Annotated in this window: 11 protein-coding genes and 1 riboswitch; of the genes, 7 read left to right on the forward strand and 4 right to left on the reverse strand. The window is 56.3% G+C overall.

Annotation, left to right across the window (positions count from 1 at the left end):
• Positions 1-142 precede the first annotated feature (142 nt).
• Positions 143-1,972, forward strand: a complete 1,830-nt coding sequence (locus GSQ81_RS14035) for an MFS transporter (protein ID WP_158911321.1) — start codon at positions 143-145, stop codon at positions 1,970-1,972.
• Positions 1,973-2,203: 231 nt separating this feature from the next.
• Entirely contained in the window at positions 2,204-3,025 is an 822-nt protein-coding gene (gene agaR / locus GSQ81_RS14040; protein WP_254060198.1) for a transcriptional repressor AgaR, read from the forward strand.
• Positions 3,026-3,093: 68 nt separating this feature from the next.
• On the opposite strand, the gene GSQ81_RS14045 is transcribed toward agaR, so the two are convergent.
• Positions 3,094-4,860, reverse strand: a complete 1,767-nt coding sequence (locus GSQ81_RS14045) for a chloride channel protein (RefSeq protein ID WP_254060199.1) — start codon at positions 4,858-4,860, stop codon at positions 3,094-3,096.
• On the reverse strand, positions 4,857-6,041 hold the full coding sequence (locus GSQ81_RS14050; protein WP_158911322.1) for a tetratricopeptide repeat protein: 1,185 nt from the start codon (positions 6,039-6,041) through the stop codon (positions 4,857-4,859). Before GSQ81_RS14050 ends, GSQ81_RS14045 begins: the two co-directional genes overlap by 4 nt.
• A 475-nt stretch (positions 6,042-6,516) precedes the next feature.
• On the opposite strand from GSQ81_RS14050, the gene GSQ81_RS14055 reads away from it, so the two are divergent.
• The 3 genes from GSQ81_RS14055 (at position 6,517) to GSQ81_RS14065 (ending at position 14,307) form a co-directional block, all read left to right on the forward strand.
• Positions 6,517-8,343, forward strand: a complete 1,827-nt coding sequence (locus tag GSQ81_RS14055) for an ABC transporter ATP-binding protein (RefSeq protein WP_158911323.1) — start codon at positions 6,517-6,519, stop codon at positions 8,341-8,343.
• Positions 8,344-8,427: 84 nt separating this feature from the next.
• A complete protein-coding gene (locus GSQ81_RS14060) occupies positions 8,428-12,927 on the forward strand; it encodes a glucoamylase family protein (protein WP_158911324.1) in 4,500 nt (1,499 codons plus the stop codon).
• Between the two features lie 84 nt (positions 12,928-13,011).
• A complete protein-coding gene (locus GSQ81_RS14065; protein WP_254060200.1) occupies positions 13,012-14,307 on the forward strand; it encodes a DUF2264 domain-containing protein in 1,296 nt (431 codons plus the stop codon).
• 12 nt (positions 14,308-14,319) lie between these two features.
• Here the strand turns inward: GSQ81_RS14065 and tdh are convergent, their stop codons facing one another.
• Positions 14,320-15,357, reverse strand: coding sequence for an L-threonine 3-dehydrogenase (gene tdh, locus GSQ81_RS14070; RefSeq protein ID WP_158911325.1), 1,038 nt, complete (start codon positions 15,355-15,357; stop codon positions 14,320-14,322).
• Between the two features lie 377 nt (positions 15,358-15,734).
• Positions 15,735-15,937: riboswitch (cobalamin riboswitch) on the forward strand.
• 100 nt (positions 15,938-16,037) lie between these two features.
• On the opposite strand from tdh, the gene GSQ81_RS14075 reads away from it, so the two are divergent.
• A complete protein-coding gene (locus tag GSQ81_RS14075) occupies positions 16,038-18,434 on the forward strand; it encodes a ribonucleoside-diphosphate reductase subunit alpha (RefSeq protein ID WP_254060201.1) in 2,397 nt (798 codons plus the stop codon).
• 15 nt (positions 18,435-18,449) lie between these two features.
• Positions 18,450-19,469: a ribonucleotide-diphosphate reductase subunit beta gene (locus tag GSQ81_RS14080; protein ID WP_158911326.1), complete on the forward strand. Its 1,020-nt coding sequence runs from the start codon at positions 18,450-18,452 to the stop codon at positions 19,467-19,469.
• A gap of 17 nt (positions 19,470-19,486) precedes the next feature.
• On the opposite strand, the gene GSQ81_RS14085 is transcribed toward GSQ81_RS14080, so the two are convergent.
• Positions 19,487-21,013: an efflux transporter outer membrane subunit gene (locus GSQ81_RS14085; protein WP_158911327.1), complete on the reverse strand. Its 1,527-nt coding sequence runs from the start codon at positions 21,011-21,013 to the stop codon at positions 19,487-19,489.
• Positions 21,014-21,018: the final 5 nt, after the last annotated feature.

Below are 21,018 nucleotides of genomic sequence, written 5' to 3' on the forward strand. Positions count from 1 at the left end.
TAGCCCACTCGAAACCGAAAATGCCGCTTCACCAGCCATGGACTCGTTCCCCTGACACAAAGGGCCCACAGATCGCACTAAGAACATTGCCGGACCGTGACATGATCGATAGTTAGAGATTCGACCCAGCTTTGGAGAGTTCATGCCCAGTTACATTCCCAGCAAAAGCGATTCCCTCGCGGTCCCCGACGCACACGCCGGATACGGCCGATTTCTCCTCCTGGTTGCGGGACTTGGCGGCCTTCTCTATGGAGTCGATGTAGGCATCATTGGAGGTGCGCTGCCCTACCTTGAGGCCACCTCCGGGCTCAACGCCGGACAGCTCTCCATCATCGTGGCGGCAGTGTTGCTGGGGAGTGTCGTCTCAACCCTGTTCGCCGGAGCTCTCGCCGACTGGATGGGGCGCCGCCCCCTGATGATTCTGAGCGGGATAACATTTGTGCTCAGCATCCCCATCATCGCGCTCTCGCATGGCTACGGCCCACTCTTTTTTGGGCGGCTGCTGCAAGGCATTAGCGGAGGGTTGATCGGCATCGTCGTCCCTCTGTACCTTGCCGAATGCCTCTCTGCCTCCACTCGCGGTAAAGGAACCGGGGTCTTCCAATGGCTCCTCACGTTGGGAATCGTCGCAGCCGCGCTCATCGGCATCTACTACAGCTATCGCGTCGAAGCGGTCGCGCGGGCGTCGAGCGCCGCCGCTCTTTTTGCCTTCAAAGACCAGGCGTGGCGGCGCATCTTCTGGGTCTCTCTCCCTCCCGGACTTCTTTTTATTCTGGGCAGCATTTTCGTGTCGGAGTCGCCTCGCTGGCTCTTTCGCCAGGGGAAATATGAAGCCGCAAAAGCGGCACTCCTGCGCTCCCGTTCAGAAGAGCAGGCAAACCTTGAGATGGAAGAGATGCGCGCGATCGCCTCTCCAAACGCGCATTCTGCTGACGGGAAAAAGCTGGCTGGCTCACTGCTGCAACGGAAATATGTCGTTCCCTTCTTGCTGGCCTGCGTCATTCTTTTCTGCAATACGGCGACCGGTATAAACTCGATCATCGGCTACAACACCGGCATCCTGTTGCAGAGCGGTCTCTCCGACCTCTCGGCGCACTGGGGTTACGTCATCTTTACCATCGTCAACTTCACTATGACGATGATTGGCATGTCGCTCGTCGATAAGGTGGGGCGCAAAGTCCTCTTCATTGTCGGAACCGCCGGCATCATTCTCTCGCTCACCAGCGTCGGCCTTCTCTTTCTGAAGTCGGAAAAGATCAGCGTGGACCGCACCAGCGCCATTCAGACGATGGTCAGACCCGACCAAACGCTATCCTTAAAATTCACGCCAGGCGTGGCGCAGCAGCTTCTCTCTGAAGGCGTTCAACCGAATCAGGCATTGGACAGCCATCGCGCATCTCTTGTTGTGGTGTACTCCTGCGGCGACTTCACTGCCGCTACAAACTTCGTTCGCTCCGATGATGAAACGGCCCCCCTGACGATCTCCCGCGGCGATTGTCTTCCGCAGAGCAAGTTCGAGGCTTTCCTCAAAAACCCCTTCGCCAACCTCGACACCGCACGTTCGGCTCCACTCAGGATTGACCATGCTCTTATCGGCAACGTCCCCGAAAAGCAGCACGGTTGGCTGGTCGCATTGGGGCTTTACCTCTTTATGGCGTTCTATGCCGTGGGGCCGGGTGTCTGCGTCTGGCTCGCCCTCACCGAACTGATGCCAACCCGCATCCGCTCTAATGGCATGAGCATCGCTTTGGTGATTAACCAGCTCGTTTCGACGATACTTGCTGGCATCTTCCTCCCCTTTGTCAGCAAATATGGATATTCGACGATGTTCTTTGTCTTCGCCAGCTTCACCATCATCTATATCCTGACCGTGGCTATCTTTCTGCCGGAGACCAAAGGAAAGACACTGGAAGAAATTGAAGGATATTTTGAAACCAGGGGAAAGAGGGGAAAGCCGCTCTCTTCCTTCTAATTCTCCAGTATTTCCGCAATTTTCTGCATCCCAATCACATGGAGCCGATTTCCGTGTCGCGGCGCCGAGGACCGTTCTGATATAAAAGGAAACGTCCTTGAACCAACCGTCTGGAATCAATCAAATAGTAACGTGCCCCTCAGTTGGTATCGCTGCAGAGCGTGTTGAAGGCCGCGCAGAGAATTAAACGCTCAGGAAAGTTCATTGGCCATTCGAGATGAAGACTACAAAATGAAGACACGACACCAGGCACACGGCACGCAACCCGACTCCAGCAATGAAGCCAACAAGATGTTGATCGGTGAAAGACGGCAGCACATCCTGTCGCTCATCCATCGCGACGGACGGGTTCTCGTATCCGAGCTATCGGAGTCCCTTGGTATCTCACCGATCACCATTCGGAAGGACCTTGACCATCTTGAGTCCCATGGTCTGGCCCAGCGAACCCATGGCGGAGCCCTTTCCCCTCAGGGCAGCACGATGACCGATCCTTCCTTGAAGGAGAAGGAGCATCACCAAATCAAGGAAAAGCAGCGCATCGCTGCGGCTGCGATCAAGATGGTGAAAAACGGACAGTGCATCCTTCTCGATTCAGGGTCCACGGTGACCACCATCGCGCGCGCGCTCCGCGAGTTCTCAAACCTGACGATTGTCACCAATGCCGTGAATATAGCGGCGGAGTTGAGCGACACCAACTTTGAGATCATTCTCACCGGCGGCACGCTGCGTAAAAACTCCTTCTCGCTGGTTGGCCCAATGGCCGAAGATATGTTGATGCAGATACGCGCCGACATCCTCTTTTTAGCGGTCGATGGCTTCGACCCGAAGATCGGCATCACCACCCCAAATGTCCTGGAATCCCGTGTCAATCGAGCTATGGTCAAGGCCTCTCGAAAGGTAGTAGCAGTATGTGATTCCACAAAATTCGACCGCTCCAGCATGGCCCTGATCGTCCCTCCGACGGCAGTCCACACCGTCATTACTGACGATCAGATCTCTGAGGCAGCCGCCGACTCGCTAAGAAGCGCCGGCATCGAACTCGTCATTGTGTGAACACGAACCATCTTCCCTGGGGCTTCTTCCTCTAGCTGAAGTCGCGAAGACGCCTGCGACTGAATCTCTTATCGTCCCTCATATCGCTTTAGCACCTCAGACATAGAGACCGTTCCTTCCAGCGCTCCGCGCATGGCGCGATTGGTGATTGGCAACAGAGGCCACCGCTTGAAATGCGGCAATGTACTCGATAGTGGAAGGTCAGGAAATAAGATCGGAGTCCGTTCCGTTCCCAGCTTTGCATCGAGCGAAGCCGTCGGATCTTCGTCGGTCTTAGCGAATATGCCTTGTAGCTCCTCATACCTCGCGACATACCAAAGCCCTTCCCTGCACTGAATGAGTACAGCAGAGGAACCTTCCATGCTGTTGTATTGCGCCATGGACTTCGCCGCATCGGCAATCGTCTCCGAGCCCTGCAAAATCGGCGCAACAACAGGCTGCATCGCGTCCTCGATATGCAGCTCGTTCTCCTCGCGCTGCTCCTCCATCGATGGCAGATACAGCCCATCCTGATGCGTCAGCATTTCAAAGACAGGGACAGGCTGAAAGCTGCGTGAGATAACGTACGCGATCGTATTGGCGAGGATTACCGGAACGATGATCGAGTAGTTTCCACTGACCTCCAGCACCATGAAGACCGAGGTCAACGGTGCGCGCAGAAAGGCCGCGAAGAGAACTCCCATGCCGACCAGGGCATACGATGCAAGCGACCCGGTGAGATGCAGGTGGGGAAAATAAAGCTTCTCAAAGGAACCGATGGCCGCTCCCAACATCGCGCCGATAAAAAGCGTTGGGGCAAACATTCCACCAGGCGTTCCGCTCGAAAAGGACAACGTCGTCGCAATAATCTTGAAGATCGCCAGAACGAGCAGCATCTTCCACGCAAACTGCGCGTGCATCGCCTGATCGATAACTTCATACCCAGCGCCCATGACCTGCGGCAGGCCAAAGTAGCCGATTCCGCCTACGAGCAATCCCGCCAGGCCGGGCTGCAACATCTGCGCCCATGCCGGTTGCCTGCGCAGGCGCGGTCTGAGATAGCCAAGCGCTTTGGAAAAGATCAATGCCGCAATGCCGCCAAAAACTCCAAGCACCGTATAAGCGAGCAGTTCGCGCGAGCTGAAGGTGACCGTCGGGATGCGGAACATCGGCTCCGATCCCCAGAACGAACGCGCGACGACAACGCTCGAAACCGCGGACAGAACAATTGATCCGAGGACCGCAGCATTCCATTGCCCGATGACCTCTTCAATGACGAACAGGATTGCAGAGATCGGCGCATTAAAAGCGGCAGCAAGACCAGCCGCAGCGCCGATGGGAGCGAAGAGCCGTAGCCGCTCGCGTGACATGCCCATGCGTCGGCTGATCAGCGACGCGACACCCGCGCCGATCTGGAGCGATGGGTCCTCGGGCCCGAGAGAGTGGCCGCCGCCAATGGCAAGCGCCGAGAGCATGAACTTGCCGATCACGGTACGGAACGAGATATAGCCGTTATTGATATAGAGAGCGGCCTTGGTCTGGTTGACGCCGCTGCCGCGAACCTGCGGAAAGACATATCGCGTCAGTACTGCGATCACCAGACCGACGGCGGCCGGGACGATGAAGAGCCTTGGCTGGTGCGGGTTGGGCGCGGAGCCGAGCAGAAGCACCTGCAGCCAGTCGATGGCCATGCGAAACGAGACAACCAGGAGGCCGGAGATGATGCCGATAAAGATGGAGAGGAGCAGAAAGAGCCGCTCCTCGCGCGCAGGCGCAATCGCGGCCTTGTCGGCGAGCGATGCCGTGGATACCTCTTTCAATGCCGGCTCTTTCTCCATGAGGTTTCCTTGTTTCATCGCTCCCTATCGTCCGTCACTTCCGGAGACCTCGCCAGCAGTAGAAGCAAAGCGTTATCTCCTGTCGGCGCACCGCAAAACTGGCTGGTCTGAAGCTCCGTGTCGAAGATCAATTGCACTGCAGCATCCTGTTGCGCGAGGCTCCGCAAAAGCACCGTGCGGCTCATCGTGGCATCGCCGCTTATCCATCGCAATTTGAGCTGCTGCGGCAAAGGAGGCAAACCGTTTGCCGTGCCGAAATGGGCGATACAGCCATCGAAGCGCTTCTTTGCGATAGCGCCATCCTGAAGAATGCGGGCCACACGCTCGACCGGCCGCAGCTTCCCGGAGGGCCGCAACTCAAGAATTCGTTTCGAGTTGTCGAGCATAGCCGTAAGGTCGCCCGAAACGTTTTCCTCCTTCTCGGGAGACGCCTTCGCCTCAATCACCCGCTCGAGCAGTGAGTGCGCTTCTGCAAAGTCTCCCAACCCATACGCCGCACGCCCGGCACCTTCCAGCGCTGCCTGATTCTTCGGATCTTTCTGAAGCGCCTTCTTGTAATAGTTGAATCCGTCGTTGATATCCCCGGTCTGCATCAGCAGACTGGCCAACGTTATATTGAGGCCGGGATCGCTCGGCGAATTGCCAGCAGCAATCAGCAGTTCGATGCGGGCAGCGTTCGAGTACTTCTGCCCGATCAGGTAGCGCGCCAGCTCCAATCGAACCTCGCGCCTGCGTACGACCCCATCGCCTTCCCATGTGCCGTAAATGGATGCTCTGTAATATTTGATGGCATCCTGCGGATCGTTCTTTCGCGCCGAGAGTCGCGCCAGTTCCAGATTGATAAAGCCATCTCCTGGCTGCGTCACCCACAGGTTCATGAAGTAATTGGATGCTTCGTCGCTATGGCCAGCATCTGCCAGCGCCTGCGCCAGCAGCAGTTCGTAAGAGCGTGTGCCGGGAGCATAGGACAATGCGGTTCTAAGAGCAACCATCGCCTGGTCAGGCTTTCCGGCATCGAGCGCAGATTTGCCCCGTCCAGACCAACGAACCGCCAATTCCTCTCGATGCGAGGTAAATGAGCGAAACAAAAACAGCGTGACCAGAAAAAGCACGCCCGTCAGAAGGGTTAGGACCAGAAATGTCAGCGAATCACGAAGAAAAAGCCGTCGCTTCGCGAGCGAAACTTCAGTTCTACTCATAATCCGTCGGTAAACCTGATTGACATCTCGATGGACACCAGTTCCCCTTGATAAGTTTATGGCCTTTACCGAAGTTTCGCTACCGCAGTGAATTCCAACAAAGAGCTCACTGAATGATTTCCGCCCTCAGGAGCACTTAGCAACAAGTCCTTATGATTCACATAAAAGCCGCAATCTTTGCCGCTAAACTTATCAAGCCTGATGTCAAAGTAGGGAAGCCTGACTTGATAAAAACATTCAAGGGCCAAAAAAAAGCGAATACAAGGGGTCTTTCCGCTGCGCCGCAGGATCCGCACGGCTCCCTTAAGATGATGTTGTTCTGGAATTTTGATCGAAATCTTTAGTTTTGGATAGATTCTTTAGGAAAGGGCCAGGGAATTCGCCGCGACAAAATTGTGGTTGACCAACGCATGTCGGCTTGTCGGCATCACACAAGACTATGCTCGTCGAAGAGACGAGCCCCTGATAGAGCCCTATGAGCGAAGCCCCCATCCATAAAAAAGTGGAAAGCCCTTGGCGCGACCGGCTGACCGCGTTGCGAAACCTGCCGCCCGTGCTTCGCATTCTGTGGGATTCAGGCCCGGCGGTCGTGACGTGGGGTCTGGTTCTGCGCGTCATTGTCGCACTGTTGCCCCTTGCTATCGCGACGGTGACTGCCCTAATCCTTCAGGACATCACAGACGTTCTGCGCGGCAGGCCGCTCCCGCACAATTTCTGGATGCTGGTGGGGACGGAGGTCGGGCTGAATGTCGTCTTCGGGCTGATCACCCATGCGATCGACTACTCCGACTCGCTGCTGGCCAATCGCTACACGCAATATGTCAGCGTCAAGGTGATGGAGCAGGCCTCGCGGCTGGACCTGACGACGTACGAGAACCCTGTCTTTTATGACCGGCTGGAGCGGGCTCGGGTGCAGGCGACCGACCGGCTGGCGATGATCCAGCAGATGGGCAGGCTGTTCCAGCAGGTGATCACGACTCTCACCTTCACGGTTACCTTGGCGTGGGCCTCTCCGTGGCTGGTCCTTCTGCTTGCTCTGGGCGTGCTGCCGTCGTTCCTCGGGGAGACGCATTTTGCCTTTCTCGGCTATGCCAAGAACTTTCGCCAGACTCCGGCGAAGCGGCAGATGGATTATCTTCGCCAGGTAGCGGGAAGCCGCGAAGGAGCGAAGGAGGTCAAACTTTTTGGCCTGCACCGGTTCTTTACCGATAAATTTGAAAGGCTTGCGCATCAGATCTACGTTGAAGATGTCGCGCTGTCACGTTCGAAGCTGATTGTCGGCGGAATGCTCGGCATCATCGGAACGCTGGGCTACTATGGCGCTTATATCTATGTCATCTGGCGCACGCTTGGCGGCGCGTACGACATTGCCAAGTTCAGCCTCCTCACCGCATCCATTCAACAGGCGAGTTCCAATCTGCAGCAGGTCTTCTCGACGCTCTCCGGTATTGCCGATCAGGCATTGTTCCTTACAGACTTAATCGCCTTCTTCGAGATGGAGCCGACGGTGCACGCGAACCCGGATGGCAACAAAATGCCAGTGCCGATACGGCGCGGCTTTGAATTTCGCAATGTCTCCTTTACCTATCCGGGGACCAATCGTACGGTTCTGCATAACTTCAACTTCACGCTTTCGCCCGGAGAGCGGATTGCTCTGATCGGTGAGAACGGTCAGGGAAAGACGACCGTGGTGAAGCTGATTACGCGGTTGTACGACCCGACAGAGGGAGAGATCCTGCTGGATGGCATCGATCTGCGTGACTACTCGCTCGAAGATCTGCACCGGCACATCGGCGTTATCTTTCAGGACTTCATGCGCTTCGAGATGACGGCACGGGAGAACATCGCCGTGGGCCGCGTCGATCAGCCACACAGTGAGAGCGATCTTGAAGATGCCGCGCATAAAAGTCTGGCGGATGAAGTGGTGCGAAAGCTTTCGGGCGGCTACGACCAAATACTGGGGCGCCGCTTCGAGGGCGGCGTGGAGCTGTCGGGCGGTGAGTGGCAGAAGATCGCGCTTGCCCGCGCCTACCTGCGGGATGCGCAGCTCCTTATACTGGACGAGCCTACGGCGGCGCTCGATGCTCGGAGCGAGCTGGAGGTCTTTGAACGTTTTGCCGAACTGACCCTGGGCAAGATGGCGCTGCTGATCTCGCATCGCTTCTCGACCGTCCGCATGGCAGACCGGATTGTGGTTCTCTCCGGGGGACGCCTGATAGAAGAAGGAAATCACGAACAGTTGATGCGTGCGGGCGGCCTGTACGCTGAAATGTTTGAAATGCAAGCTGCGAGCTACCGGTAAACGCAGCGCGCTGAACCTGCCATCAAACCCTATGTCCCTGCAAGTCGTTGCAGGAACTATTGCACTAACGATAAGGAAAGCTTCATGGCCCTGTTCCCAAATGATTCCACGTCCGAGAGCCTTCCGCCGCCCACGGCTCCTGTGGCTGACCTGCCAACCAAGGGTCTGCCGGAGAAGCCGACGATTCCCGACGAAGAGCTGCGGCAACATGCAGACACGCTCATTCGTCACCTGGCTATCGTCGCTCCGGGAACGGGAAGTATCGATCTTGAAACACGCCTGAGCAGGCTGACGGTTCGACTCAATCAACGTTTGGCGATATGCCGCGAGCAGACGTCGGGCAACACGCTAACGCCGCAGTTGGAGCTGCTGGAGAGCACGCGCATATTGAAGTCGGTGCTTACCGGTACGGAAAGCGCGAAGGATGAATTTTCGCAGCTCCCACATGTTCGGCTTCCTTCAGGAGAGGTGCTGCCACAGATTATTTTTCTAGCGGAGGGATATATCTCCGCCGCGCGCATATGGTCGGCGGAATCGCTAGCCATCTACGTGCAGCAGTTCCAGCGCCGCGATCCTCTGCTGATGCGGGAGATCGGGCTGCTGCCGCAGGCACTGAAACTGGCTCAACTGGAGTACATTCTCGACCGGGCAGACGAGGCCTTTGCCGCAGGGGAGCTGCCGCCTATCGAAGAGTCGCCCTTCTCTGCTCCGCTGCATGGATTGAGACGCCTCGACCAGTGTGAGTGGCGACTTGTGCTCGAACCCCTGATTGCATTTGACGCGATCCTCCGTGAAGATCCGGCCGGAACCTTTGCAAAGATGGAGGATGAGACGCGAAGCATGTACCACCTGCGCGTCGCGACATTGGCAAGCCACTCCAACTTCAGCGAAGTTGCAACCGCACAGGCAGCGCTCAATCTCGCACGAGAATCGACAAAAGCACCGCATCCGGACGCTCGGCTCGCTCTGCGTCGCGCACACATTGGCTACTACCTTTTAGCGGAAGGCGTCCCGCAGCTTCACAATCGCATCGGCTATCATCCGACACCGATGGAGCGGCTACGCGCGATGGTGCGCCAATCGAACGAGGAGTTTTACATCCTCGGCACGTTCACGCTGTCGGTACTGCTGATTACCGCGATTATTCTTCCGCTGGTTCCTCATCACGATTACTGGGCGGTCATTGGCGCGTTGCTATTGGCGCTGCTGCCGGTGACACAGGGTGCGGTCGACCTGGTGAATGGCAGCATCACGGCTTTGATGAAGGCTGAACCGTTGCCGAAGCTGGATTTTTCGAAGGGCGTTCCTGCGGAGATGACGGCACTGGTGATCGTGCCGACTCTTCTGATGAATGAGAAGCAGGTTACGGAATTGTTTGAAGAGCTGGAGGCGCGCTACCTCGCGAACCAGGACAAGAATATTCACTTTGGGCTGCTGACAGACTTACCGGATACGACGACGCGTCCATCGGACGAAGACGATAGCCCTCTCGTGATGCTGGCGCTTCGATTCGTGGATGAGTTGAACGAAAGATATGCCGGACAGGATGGTGGCTCTTTTTTCCTGCTGCACCGTCATCGCGTCTTCAATGCTCGCCAGGGAGTATGGATGGGGTGGGAGCGCAAGCGCGGCAAGCTGCTCGACCTCAATAAGCTGCTGGTCCATGCGCTCGATACCTTTCCTGTCAAGGCAGGGCCGCTCCATCTTCTCGATCGCGTACGCTACGTCATTACGCTGGACTCGGACACGCAGCTGCCGCGTGGAGCAGCAGCACGGCTTACAGGAACGATTGCGCATCCACTTAACCAGGCGATCATCGATCCACGGTTGCGCATCGTCACGGCTGGATATGGGATTCTGCAGCCGCGAGTTGGCGTAAGCGTTGGCTCGGCCTCGCGCTCGCGTATGGCTGCACTCTATTCGGGGGAGACGGGCTTCGATATTTACACACGCGCCGTGTCCGATGCCTATCAGGACTTGTTTGGAGAAGGCATCTTTACCGGCAAGGGAATCTATGAAGTCTCCGTGCTGCATGCGCTGCTGGAGAACCGCTTTCCGCGCAATGCGCTGCTCTCCCACGATCTGATTGAAGGAGCCTATGTGCGGGCAGGACTGGCCACGGACATCGAGGTCATTGACGATTATCCCTCGCACTATTCGGCACACACTCGCCGCAAACATCGCTGGCTTCGTGGCGATTGGCAGATCATGCGATGGCTCTTCAGCCGGGTGCCCGATGAATCAGGACGGTCTGTCGTCAACCCGATCAGCACCATCTCGCGCTGGAAGATCTTCGACAACCTGCGCCGCAGCCTGATTGAGCCGGTCACGTTTCTTCTGTTTCTCTTTGGATGGTTCTTTCTTCCCGGGGGGCCTATCTACTGGACGATCGCAACGCTGATCGTTTTACTGCTTCCGGGGCTTGTTCAATTTGGCTTCAACCTCAGCCGGGCTGTATTGAACGGGAGCATCGTCGGAGTAAAGGAAAGCTTCTCAACCTTCGCCGCATCGTTTGGAATCACGATTCTCAATCTCATCTTCCTTGCACATCACATGCTGCTCTCGCTGGATGCGATTGTGCGGTCGTTGAATCGAACCCTGATCTCTGGCAGGAACCTGCTTGATTGGGAGACGGCGGCGCAAGCGGAGGCAGGCACTTCGGCGAGTTCGCTCGATCGTTATCTCAACTTGTCGCCGGTGATTGCCTTGTTGATTGCGGGAGGACTGGCCTGGACTCATTCTCATGCGCTTCTCGCTGCGGCACCCGTGCTGGCGCTTTGGGCGCTTGCACCTGTTGCCGTGTTTTGGCTGGATTCCCCGCCTCGGCGCGTGGAAGGTCCGCTGTCAGTGGATGACAGATCATTCCTGCACTATCAGGCGTTGCAGATCTGGCGCTACTTTTCGGAGTTTGGCGGTAAGGAAAATCATTGGCTCATTCCAGACAATGTAGAAGAACACGACACGCTGCAGGTTCGTACGCTTTCGCCAACGAATCTGGGGATGCTTTTCAATGCGCGGCAGGCAGCCTATGAATTCGGGTTTATTACGCTTCCGGAATTTGCCACGCTGACATCAGGAACGCTTGAGACCTATGATCGGCTCGAAAAGCATCGAGGGCATATCTATAACTGGTATAGCATCGAGAGCCTGCAGCCGATTGCACCAAAGGTCGTCTCCACGGTGGATAGCGGCAACCTTGCAGCATCGTTCTATACGCTGCATACGGGGGCGCTCGATCTGCTGAAGCGGCCTCTGCTCAATCCAACCACCTTTACAACTTTGGATGAGATGCTGCATGGAGGATTTGGAACAAGCCATCGTCGTCAACAAGAAAAGCACCGTCAGGCCGGCGGCGGCTTAGAGGCGATACAGGAACTGGTTCGCAAAGTGATGGAAGAGCAGTTGCCCTCCTCAAATACTGAAGGAGGAGCACAGGGGTGGGTGGCCGAAGAGGCTCTGCGCCGTCGCCACGCATTGACTCAGTTCGTCGAAGAGTACACGCCATGGCTCCTCCCTCGCTTTGCTCCTTTGTTTGAATACTTCGGACTGACCGCGTCGGAGAATAAGACAGATCTGCAAAATAAGCTGGATAAGCAAGTGCCGACTCTACAGGCGGCGACACAATACGTCGCTGCGCTGGAGAGGCGCATTGTGGATACCCCAATCACCCATGCAGAGGGATCGAGCTTAAACACTCTCGCTGCGGAGTTGCGCTCATTGCTCCCGCAGGCCCAAGAGAGACTGTCACAACTTCACGCTGAGATAACCAATATTGCGGCGCGGGCAGAGCGGTGTGCCGAAGCAATGGAGTTCGGCTTTCTACTGGTTGAGTCGCGGCAGCTTTTATCCATCGCCTATGACGACACTACGGGAGAGGTGCATTCGGCCTGCTACGACCTGCTTGCCTCGGAGGCTCGTATCGCATCGCTGCTAGCCATCGCCAAAGGAGACATACCGCAGCAATCATGGTTCCGGCTAAGCCGATCGCATGTGATCGTGAATGGCCGCGCGGCGTTACTCTCGTGGACCGGGACCATGTTCGAATACATGATGCCCGCGCTGTGGATGCGGACTTATCCGGATACGCTGATCGCTCGCTCCCTGCAGGCTGCGGTGCGGATTCAGCGCGACTACGTCCGCGATATCCCATGGGGCATCTCGGAGTCGGGCTTCGCCGAAACCGAGGCATCGGGCCGCTATCGCTATCAAGCCTGGGGAATTCCATCGCTCGCCCTCAAGTACGGCGCAGAAGATGGTCCCGTCATCTCTCCTTATTCCACCTTTCTTACGCTGTCACTTTTGCGAAATGATGCGCTCGCCAACCTTCGTCGTATGGCGACGCTAAATTGGACGGGTGCCTACGGCTTCTACGAGGCCGCCGACTTCACGCAAGGCAAGCAGCCGCGCCTGGTACGCTCGTGGATGGCCCATCACCAGGGAATGTCGCTGCTTGCAGTGGCCAATCTGTTGCACGAAAACATTGTGCAGCAGTGGTTTCATGCAAACCCCTGCGTGCGGGCTACACAGCTCCTGCTGCACGAGAAGCCACTCAGCAAGGACATGCTCAACTCGCTGAAGAAATAGCTGAAGACCATAAGTAACAGTTTGACGTTTGGCGAGAGCACAACCTATGGTTGCTTCTGGTGAAATAATCCAGAGGAAATGTTCATGCAGCAGCCTGGCCTCAAGACACGACGTAAATTCCTGTTCAATACGATGGCCGCTGGCGCAACGACTTTACTTGCGGGCACCGGCAATGCACAAGGCAGCGCTGCGGATACTGCTTCTGGCGCGATGCCTTCTGGGACAGATGACCGGGCCACATGGCTTGCTCTGCTGGAACAGGTCTCGGACCCCGTGCTTCATGCCCTCAGTGAGCGGCAGCTGCGTGCAACCATGCCCGTTGAGGCTGCGCCAGGGCAGGCTGCCGCCCGCGCGGTCGGCGCTCCTCTCGAGGCGCTTGGGCGCCTTCTCGCAGGCCTGGCACCCTGGCTCGAGCTGGAGCCATCTGTCGAAGAGTCGAGGCAAGAGACTGCTTTGCGTATCCGCTACCGGAAGTGGGCACTCTCTGCGATCACGTCTGCAGTTGATCCTGCTTCGCCCGACTTTATGCGCTTTGGAGCGTCTGCGCAGACAGTTGTTGACGCTTCGTTTCTTGCGCTGGCGCTGCTTCGTGCGCCTCGCCAGCTTGTGCAGCCCTTGAATGCTGCAACACGGCAGAAGCTGATTCAAGCGCTGAGAGCAGAGCGCATTGTGCTGCCGGGCTACAACAACTGGCTACTTTTTGCCGCGCTCAACGAGGCCGCACTGATGTCGCTGGGAGCCGATTGGGACCGGCTTCGTGTCGACTATGCTCTGCGCAAACATATGGAGTGGTACGTCGGCGACGGCACCTATGGCGATGGTCCGCACTATCATGCGGATTACTACGATAGCTTCGTGATTCATCCTTACCTGTTGCAGTTGATCGAAACGTTGGGAGACGCAGAACCGGCATGGAAGGATATGCTCCCTGAAATTCATGCCCGCGCGCAGAGATACGCTGCTATTCAAGAGCGAGCCATCAGTCCCCAAGGCGAGTACCCAATCGTGGGCCGCTCCATCACCTACCGTTGCGGAGCGTTTCACCTGCTAGCGGATTGCAGCCTTCGTCATATGCTGCCTGACGCAGTTCTTCCACAGCAGGTTCGCTGTGCGCTCACTGCAGTTCAGCGGCGAACGCTTACAGCAGCGGGAACATTTTCAGCAGACGGATGGTTGCAGATTGGACTTGCGGGGCATCAGCCCTCGCTCGGCGAGACTTATATTTCAACTGGAAGCCTCTATCTTGCCAGCGCGGCGTGGCTGCCCCTCGGCCTGCCTCCAACGGACCCATTCTGGTCGGCGCCAGCGGCACCCTGGACACAGCAGAAAGCATGGTCCGGCGTAGACATTCCGGTGGACCATGCTCATGATGACGTTTAGCTCAAAGACGCATCAAGAATAAAGACTGGTCCAATCGAGAATCACTTTGCCTGTCATTCCCGACATCATCGCCTGAAAGCCTTGCTCGAAATCGGCGTAGGAATATCTGTGAGTGATGATCGGCGTGATATCAACGCCTGATTCGATAAGGACGCTCATCTTGTACCAGGTCTCATACATCTCGCGTCCATAGATACCTTTGATGGTGAGCATGTTGAAGACAACCTGCCTCAGATCAATCGCCATTTCCTTGGAAGGTATGCCGAGAATCGCAATCTTTCCGCCATGACTCATATTCGAGATCATTTCGCGAAGAGCAGCGGCATTCCCAGACATCTCAAGACCGACATCGAAACCTTCCTGGAGCCCAAGCTGCTTTTGCACCTCTGCTACAGGGGTTTCCATTGGGTTGACCGCAAGGGTAGCCCCCATCTTTCGTGCAAGTTCGAGACGATAAGGATTGGGATCCGTGATGACAACATGCCGCGCACCGGCGTGGCGAACGACCGGGATACACATGATGCCGATGGGACCGGCGCCTGTGATCAGGACATCTTCTGCGAGCACATCGAACGACAGAGCCGTGTGAACAGCATTACCAAAAGGATCGAAGATGGCAGCAACTTCCTGATTAATATCCGGGTGATGGCGCCAGATATTCGTCATGGGCAAGGCGATGAACTCCGCGAAAGCACCGGGGCGGTTCACACCCACTCCTGAGGTAGCCGCGCAGAGATGCCTTCTGCCTGCGAGACAGTTTCTACATCGGCCGCAGACAACATGGCCTTCTCCGCTGACGATATCTCCAGGGTGAAAGTCGTTGACGTTCGAACCAACTTGCACGATCTCGCCGACAAACTCGTGGCCGATCGTCATTGGCACAGGGATTGTGCGCTGCGCCCACTCGTCCCAGTTGTAGATATGAACGTCGGTTCCGCAAATTCCGGTATAGCGAACACGGATAAGGACATCGTTGATGCCGATCACCGGCTCGGGAACATCCTCAAGCCACAAACCTGATTTCGCATGAGCTTTTACAAGAGCTTTCATCTTAAGTCTCCCTTTACCAGTGGAACATCTTTCGCAGCCACAATCTATTTTCAGACAGAAGAAAAGGTTGTGCTCATACCTGCCGACTCCAGAATCTAATTGATGCCCTGAGAGATGGATCTGCGTTTCGATTTAGCAATGCGGACGTGACTCTTTACAGATGTGAAGATTTTCCGAGGACACGGCCACTTTTTTTCCCTGTTGCTCGCTGCTGCGCCGGCGCGTTAGCCAAAAATTCTTCCGAGGATAGACGGCCTGGCAGATTCGAATGGCCGTAATTGCAGCAAATTCAGGCCGTTTGCCCCGTGATGCCGCGATTTCCAAATATGCACAGGTACCCCTATATATCGCGGTTGACGCGTCGGAATACGCTTGATATAGTCGTTTTACTTCACGGTACCCGATTGCGAAATCGGGTTTAATAGGGAACCCGGTGAGATTCCGGAACTGCCCCGCAGCGGTAAGCAGGAACGAACGTCCCGTAAGAGCACTGGTCCGATACCTAAAAGTCGGGCTGGGAAGCTGGGATAAGTAGGCAGCCTGCAAAGTCCGAAGACCTGCCATGAGATGTGCCGATATGGCACAAAATTCACGCACCTCCGAGGGGAGGATGGGGTGATCGGCGTGTGTCTCGGCGATCCTTCCGTCTGTACCTTCCCGGAGCGAAAGGACACCTCCCCGTGGCGACTCTACAGACGACGCTCTCTGACCTTGATCCACAATTTCCTACTGCCGATGTTGCTCCGCAGATGCAGGTTCGCAAGCGCAGCGGCGCGCTGGAACCGGTAGATGTTAACAAGATTGTCCGCGCGGTGGAGAGGTGCTGCCATGGTCTGCCCCATGTCGACCCGATCCGTGTGGCCAGCAAAACCATCGGCGGATTGTTCGATGGCGCATCAACCCGCGAGCTAGATTCCATCTCAATTCAGACCGCAGCGGCCCTGATTGCAGAGGAGCCGGAGTACTCGAAGTTGGCAGCACGCCTGCTGCTGGCGACGATCTCGAAGGAAGTAAGCGGGCAGAATATCTATTCGTTCTCGCAATCGATTGAGGTCGGCCATCGAGAGGGCATCATCTCGATGGACACCGCTGAGTTTGTCGGCGCAAATGTGCGCAAGCTGAACAGCGCCATCGACGACCGCTTCTCCGACCGCTTCGAATACTTCGGTCTGCGAACGGTGTATGACCGCTATCTATTGCGCCATCCCATCACGCGGCAAGTGATCGAAACGCCACAGCATTTCTTTATGCGAGTTTCGGCAGGCTTATCGGTGCGAGTGAACGAAGCCATCGAGTTCTACAAGCTGTTGGCCTCGCACGATTACATGCCGAGCTCGCCGACATTGTTCAACAGCGGAACCAAGCACTCGCAGATGTCGTCCTGCTATCTGCTGGACTCTCCGGCCGATTCGCTCGATTCGATCTACGACACTTATAAACAAGTCGCATTGCTATCGAAGTTTTCAGGCGGTATCGGATTGGCATTTCATCGCGTTCGAGCAGAGGGTTCGCTGATTCGCGCGACCAATGGAATCTCGAATGGCATCGTGCCCTGGCTGCGCACGCTGGATTCATCGGTCGCGGCGGTAAACCAGGGAGGCAAACGGAAGGGAGCGTGCTGCGTCTATCTCGAACCATGGCACGCAGACGTTGAATCTTTCCTAGAGATGCGCGACAACACCGGCGACGCCGCTCGACGGGCATACAACCTGAACCTGGCGAACTGGATTCCAGATCTGTTCATGCGCCGCTCGGACGAGGATGGCATGTGGTCGCTGTTCGATCCAAAGGATGTTCCGCACCTGACCGACCTCTACGGCGAAGACTTCGACAAAGCCTATGTGGAAGCTGAGGAAAAACAGCTCTACCGCCGACAGGTGAAAGCACGCGATCTCTATGCGCGCATGATGCGCACGCTCGCAGAGACCGGTAACGGATGGATGGTCTTCAAGGATGCCTGCAACATCAAGAACAATCAGACGGGCGCTGCAGGGAATGTTGTTCACCTCTCAAACCTCTGCACGGAGATTACAGAGGTTACCTCCTCAGCAGAGACGGCGGTGTGCAACCTTGGTTCCGTCAATCTTTCACGTCATCTCACCGATGGCGTGTTTGACTTTGCGAAGCTGGCCGCAACGGTGCGCCACGCAGTGCCGATGCTCGACCGCGTCATCGACATCAACTACTATCCCGTACCCCAGGCAGCGGTGGCGAACAGCCGCTGGAGACCGGTTGGGCTGGGCGTCATGGGGTTGCAGGATGTGTTCTTTCAGATGCGGATTCCATTTGATTCGCCCGAAGCGCGGATGCTTTCGGCAAAGATTCAGGAGGAGATTTACTTCCATGCATTGAGCGCATCGTGCGATCTGGCCGAGCAGCATGGCCCTCACGCTGCATTTCAGGAGACGCGGGCCGCAAAGGGCGAGTTTCAGTTTGAGCTGTGGGGCGCGACGCCGACAGACAAAGAACGATGGGAGTTGCTGCGCGAGCGAATGAAGACGGTAGGACTGCGCAACTCGCTGCTGATTGCGATTGCACCCACGGCGACCATTGCTTCCATCGTTGGCTGCTACGAATGCATTGAGCCGCAGATCTCAAACATCTTCAAGCGTGAGACGCTCTCGGGCGAGTTCATGCAGATCAACAAATATCTGGTGACGGAGTTGCAGGCGCTTGGATTGTGGTCAGAGGAAGTTCGCTCGCGAATCAAGATGGCCGAGGGTTCGATTCAGAAGATCGCGGAGATTCCCGAGGAGTTGAAGCTCATCTACCGCACGGTGTGGGAGATGCCGATGCGGTCGCTGATCGATATGGCAGCGGAGCGCGGAGCCTACATCGACCAGAGCCAGTCGCTGAATCTGTTTGCCGAGTCGCCGAACATTGGCCGGCTTAGCTCGATGTACATGTATGCGTGGAAGCGCGGCATCAAGACGACGTACTATCTGCGTTCGCGGCCGGCGACGAAGATTGCAAAGACTACGGTTGCCGTTGGCAATCGCGTGGACCTACAAGCAGCTGCGAGCGCGAATGTAAGCTGCTCGCTCGATAACCCCGAGTCCTGTGAGGCTTGCCAGTAAAGGCGGAAAATAACTATGTCATCAAAAGCACCTAGCTCCATTCTCGATCCAGGCTTGTCTCTTACGCTGCGACCGATGCAGTATCCCGTGTTTTTCGAGATGTTCAAGGACGGAATTAAAAACACATGGACCGTGGAAGAGGTTGATTTCTCAACCGACCTCGTCGATCTGCGCTCGCGCCTTACGCCGGCCGAGATTCACCTGATTCAACGGCTGGTCGCATTCTTTGCCACTGGCGATTCCATCGTCTCGAACAACCTCGTACTGAATCTCTATAAGCACATCAACTCGCCCGAGGCGAGGCTTTATTTATCTCGGCAGTTGTATGAAGAGGCCGTGCATGTACAGTTTTACTTAACGCTGCTTGATAACTATGTTCCCGATGTCGATGCGCGGGCCGCGGCGTTTGCGGCGGTGGAGAACATCCCCTCCATTACGAAGAAGGCGCAGTTTTGCATGCGCTGGATGGATTCGATCCAGAGGATCGATGAGCTGCGCACACCGGAAGAGCAGAAGCAATTTGTTCTGAACCTGATCTGCTTTGCCGGATGCATTGAGGGATTGTTCTTCTTCGCGGCGTTTGCGTATGTATATTTTTTGCGCTCGCGTGGACTGCTAAATGGGTTGGCTTCGGGAACAAACTGGGTATTTCGCGACGAGAGTTGTCATCTGGAGTTTGCGTTTGAGGTGGTGAATGTAGTGCGCACGCAGCATCCCGAATTGTTCGATGCGGCGCTCGAAGCGGACGTGGTCGAGATGATGAAGGACGCGGTGGAGTGCGAGCTGCAGTTCGCGGAGGATCTCCTCTCCGGCGGCGTTGCAGGTTTGTCTGTACGCGAGATGCGGCAGTATCTGGAGTACGTGGCGGATTCGCGCGTGGTTCGGCTGGGGATGAAGCCGATCTTCGGCTCAAAGAATCCGTTTGCGTTTATGGAGCTACAAGACGTGCAGGAACTGGCGAACTTCTTCGAACGACGAGTCTCTGCCTATCAGGTTGCGGTGCCTGGCGAAGTCGCTTTTCACGACGATTTTTAGCCGAAGGCCGACACCGTCTATCTTTGGATAGCGGTGTCGGCTTTGCTGGGTGTAGCGGTGACCTGGGACGGGGTTGGAAGCTGCGTCCTGTCCCATCCTCCGCCGAGCGCCTGGACCAATTGAACCGATGAAGTCATGCTCTGGATTTGAAGCGTAGTCAGCGTGCGCTGATTGGTGAGCAGCGTGGTCTGCGCGGTGACGACATCGACATAGGGATCGATACCGGTTTTATATCGTTCAGTTTCCAGATCAACAAATCGCTGCGACGATTGCACAGCTTCCTGCTGCTTGAGGATTTGCTGAGACAGGATGCGAACTGAGGCGAGGTAATCCTCCACTTGCTGAAAGGCTGTGAGAACCGTCTCTCGATAGGTCGCAACACTGGCATTGTAAGTTGCCCTGTATTGCTGCGCTCCAGCACTGCGGAGGCCCACATCAAGAATGGTCTCCGAGAGCGATGGGCCAATCGACCAGAAGCGGCTGGGCCAATCGAAGAGAGGTCCAAGCGAGGAGCTGTTGAATCCTCCAGAGGCACTAAGGGTCAGGTCTGGATAAAAAGCAGCATAGGCTATATCGATCTCCGCGTTGGCAACAGCCATGGCGCGCTCAGAAGCAGCAATATCCGGACGGCGTTCAAGGAGCTGCGAAGGCACACCAATGGGAATCGCTGGTGGCGTGGCATTCAGCGGCTTGACCGGGATGGAGAAAGTCGAAGGATTGGTCCCGATAAGTACCGCAATGGCATGTTCGTACTGCGCACGGGCGACGCCGAGATTCATTGCATCGGATTCAGCACTTTGCAGAGTGTTCTGTGCTTCGACGACAGAGATTTGATCGTCTACACCGGTCTCGTAGCGAGCACGGGCAAGATCGAGCGCTTTTTTGTCGGCCTCGATCGTGGAGGTGTACAGAGCCTGCAAAGCATCCTGGCCCCGCAGCTCGAAGAAGAACTCGGCGAGGTCCGCCTGTTCGGTGAGGCGCTCATTTTCAAGATCGGCTGCGCTGATCTGCGCCTGAAATTGAGCCTCGCTGATGGTGTCGCGAATCTTGCCCCAGAGGTCGGGCTCCCAGGAGACATCGAGCGGCATGGAGATAAGCGAGCTTTGCGCCCCGGCACTGGTGCCGCCGGTTCCAGTAGAATTTTTCAGATTGGCCGAGGAGCGAGAACGCGTGTACGCAGGACCAATCGAAGCCGTGGGAAAGAGCTGCGACCGTGCCTCGCGAACCATCGCGCGCGCAGCCATGAAATTCTGAAAATATTCTTTAAGGTTCTGATTGTTAATGTTGACTTGATCTTCGAGCGCATTCAACTCGGGGTCGCTGTAGATCTCCCACCATTTGCCATGAAGCATGGCGTCCTGGGGCTGTGCGACCTTCCAGCCATCGGCATCCTTGAACTGCGTGGGCGATTCTTTGTACGAGATCGGCGGAGCCTGGGCTGTCGCCGGAGGCGTGTGATATTTGGGGCCAACCCGACAGCCGGTAAGAAGCACAGCCGCTGCGATGGCGGGGTAGATGGCGGCTTTGAAGCGAAGTGTAGTCATAGTTT

This window comes from Granulicella sp. L56, assembly GCF_009765835.1.
Lineage (GTDB): Bacteria > Acidobacteriota > Terriglobia > Terriglobales > Acidobacteriaceae > Edaphobacter.

Excerpts from the sequence above, each read along its gene's own strand:
- GSQ81_RS14080 (WP_158911326.1), top strand. The coding sequence starts at position 18,450 with ATGTCATCAAAAGCACCTAGCTCCATTCTCGATCCAGGCTTGTCTCTT.
- GSQ81_RS14065 (WP_254060200.1), top strand. The coding sequence starts at position 13,012 with ATGCAGCAGCCTGGCCTCAAGACACGACGTAAATTCCTGTTCAATACG.
- agaR (WP_254060198.1), top strand. The coding sequence starts at position 2,204 with ATGAAGACACGACACCAGGCACACGGCACGCAACCCGACTCCAGCAAT.
- GSQ81_RS14060 (WP_158911324.1), top strand. The coding sequence starts at position 8,428 with ATGGCCCTGTTCCCAAATGATTCCACGTCCGAGAGCCTTCCGCCGCCC.
- GSQ81_RS14045 (WP_254060199.1), bottom strand. The coding sequence starts at position 4,860 with ATGAAACAAGGAAACCTCATGGAGAAAGAGCCGGCATTGAAAGAGGTA.
- GSQ81_RS14050 (WP_158911322.1), bottom strand. The coding sequence starts at position 6,041 with ATGAGTAGAACTGAAGTTTCGCTCGCGAAGCGACGGCTTTTTCTTCGT.
- tdh (WP_158911325.1), bottom strand. The coding sequence starts at position 15,357 with ATGAAAGCTCTTGTAAAAGCTCATGCGAAATCAGGTTTGTGGCTTGAG.
- GSQ81_RS14055 (WP_158911323.1), top strand. The coding sequence starts at position 6,517 with ATGAGCGAAGCCCCCATCCATAAAAAAGTGGAAAGCCCTTGGCGCGAC.
- GSQ81_RS14035 (WP_158911321.1), top strand. The coding sequence starts at position 143 with ATGCCCAGTTACATTCCCAGCAAAAGCGATTCCCTCGCGGTCCCCGAC.
- GSQ81_RS14085 (WP_158911327.1), bottom strand. The coding sequence starts at position 21,013 with ATGACTACACTTCGCTTCAAAGCCGCCATCTACCCCGCCATCGCAGCG.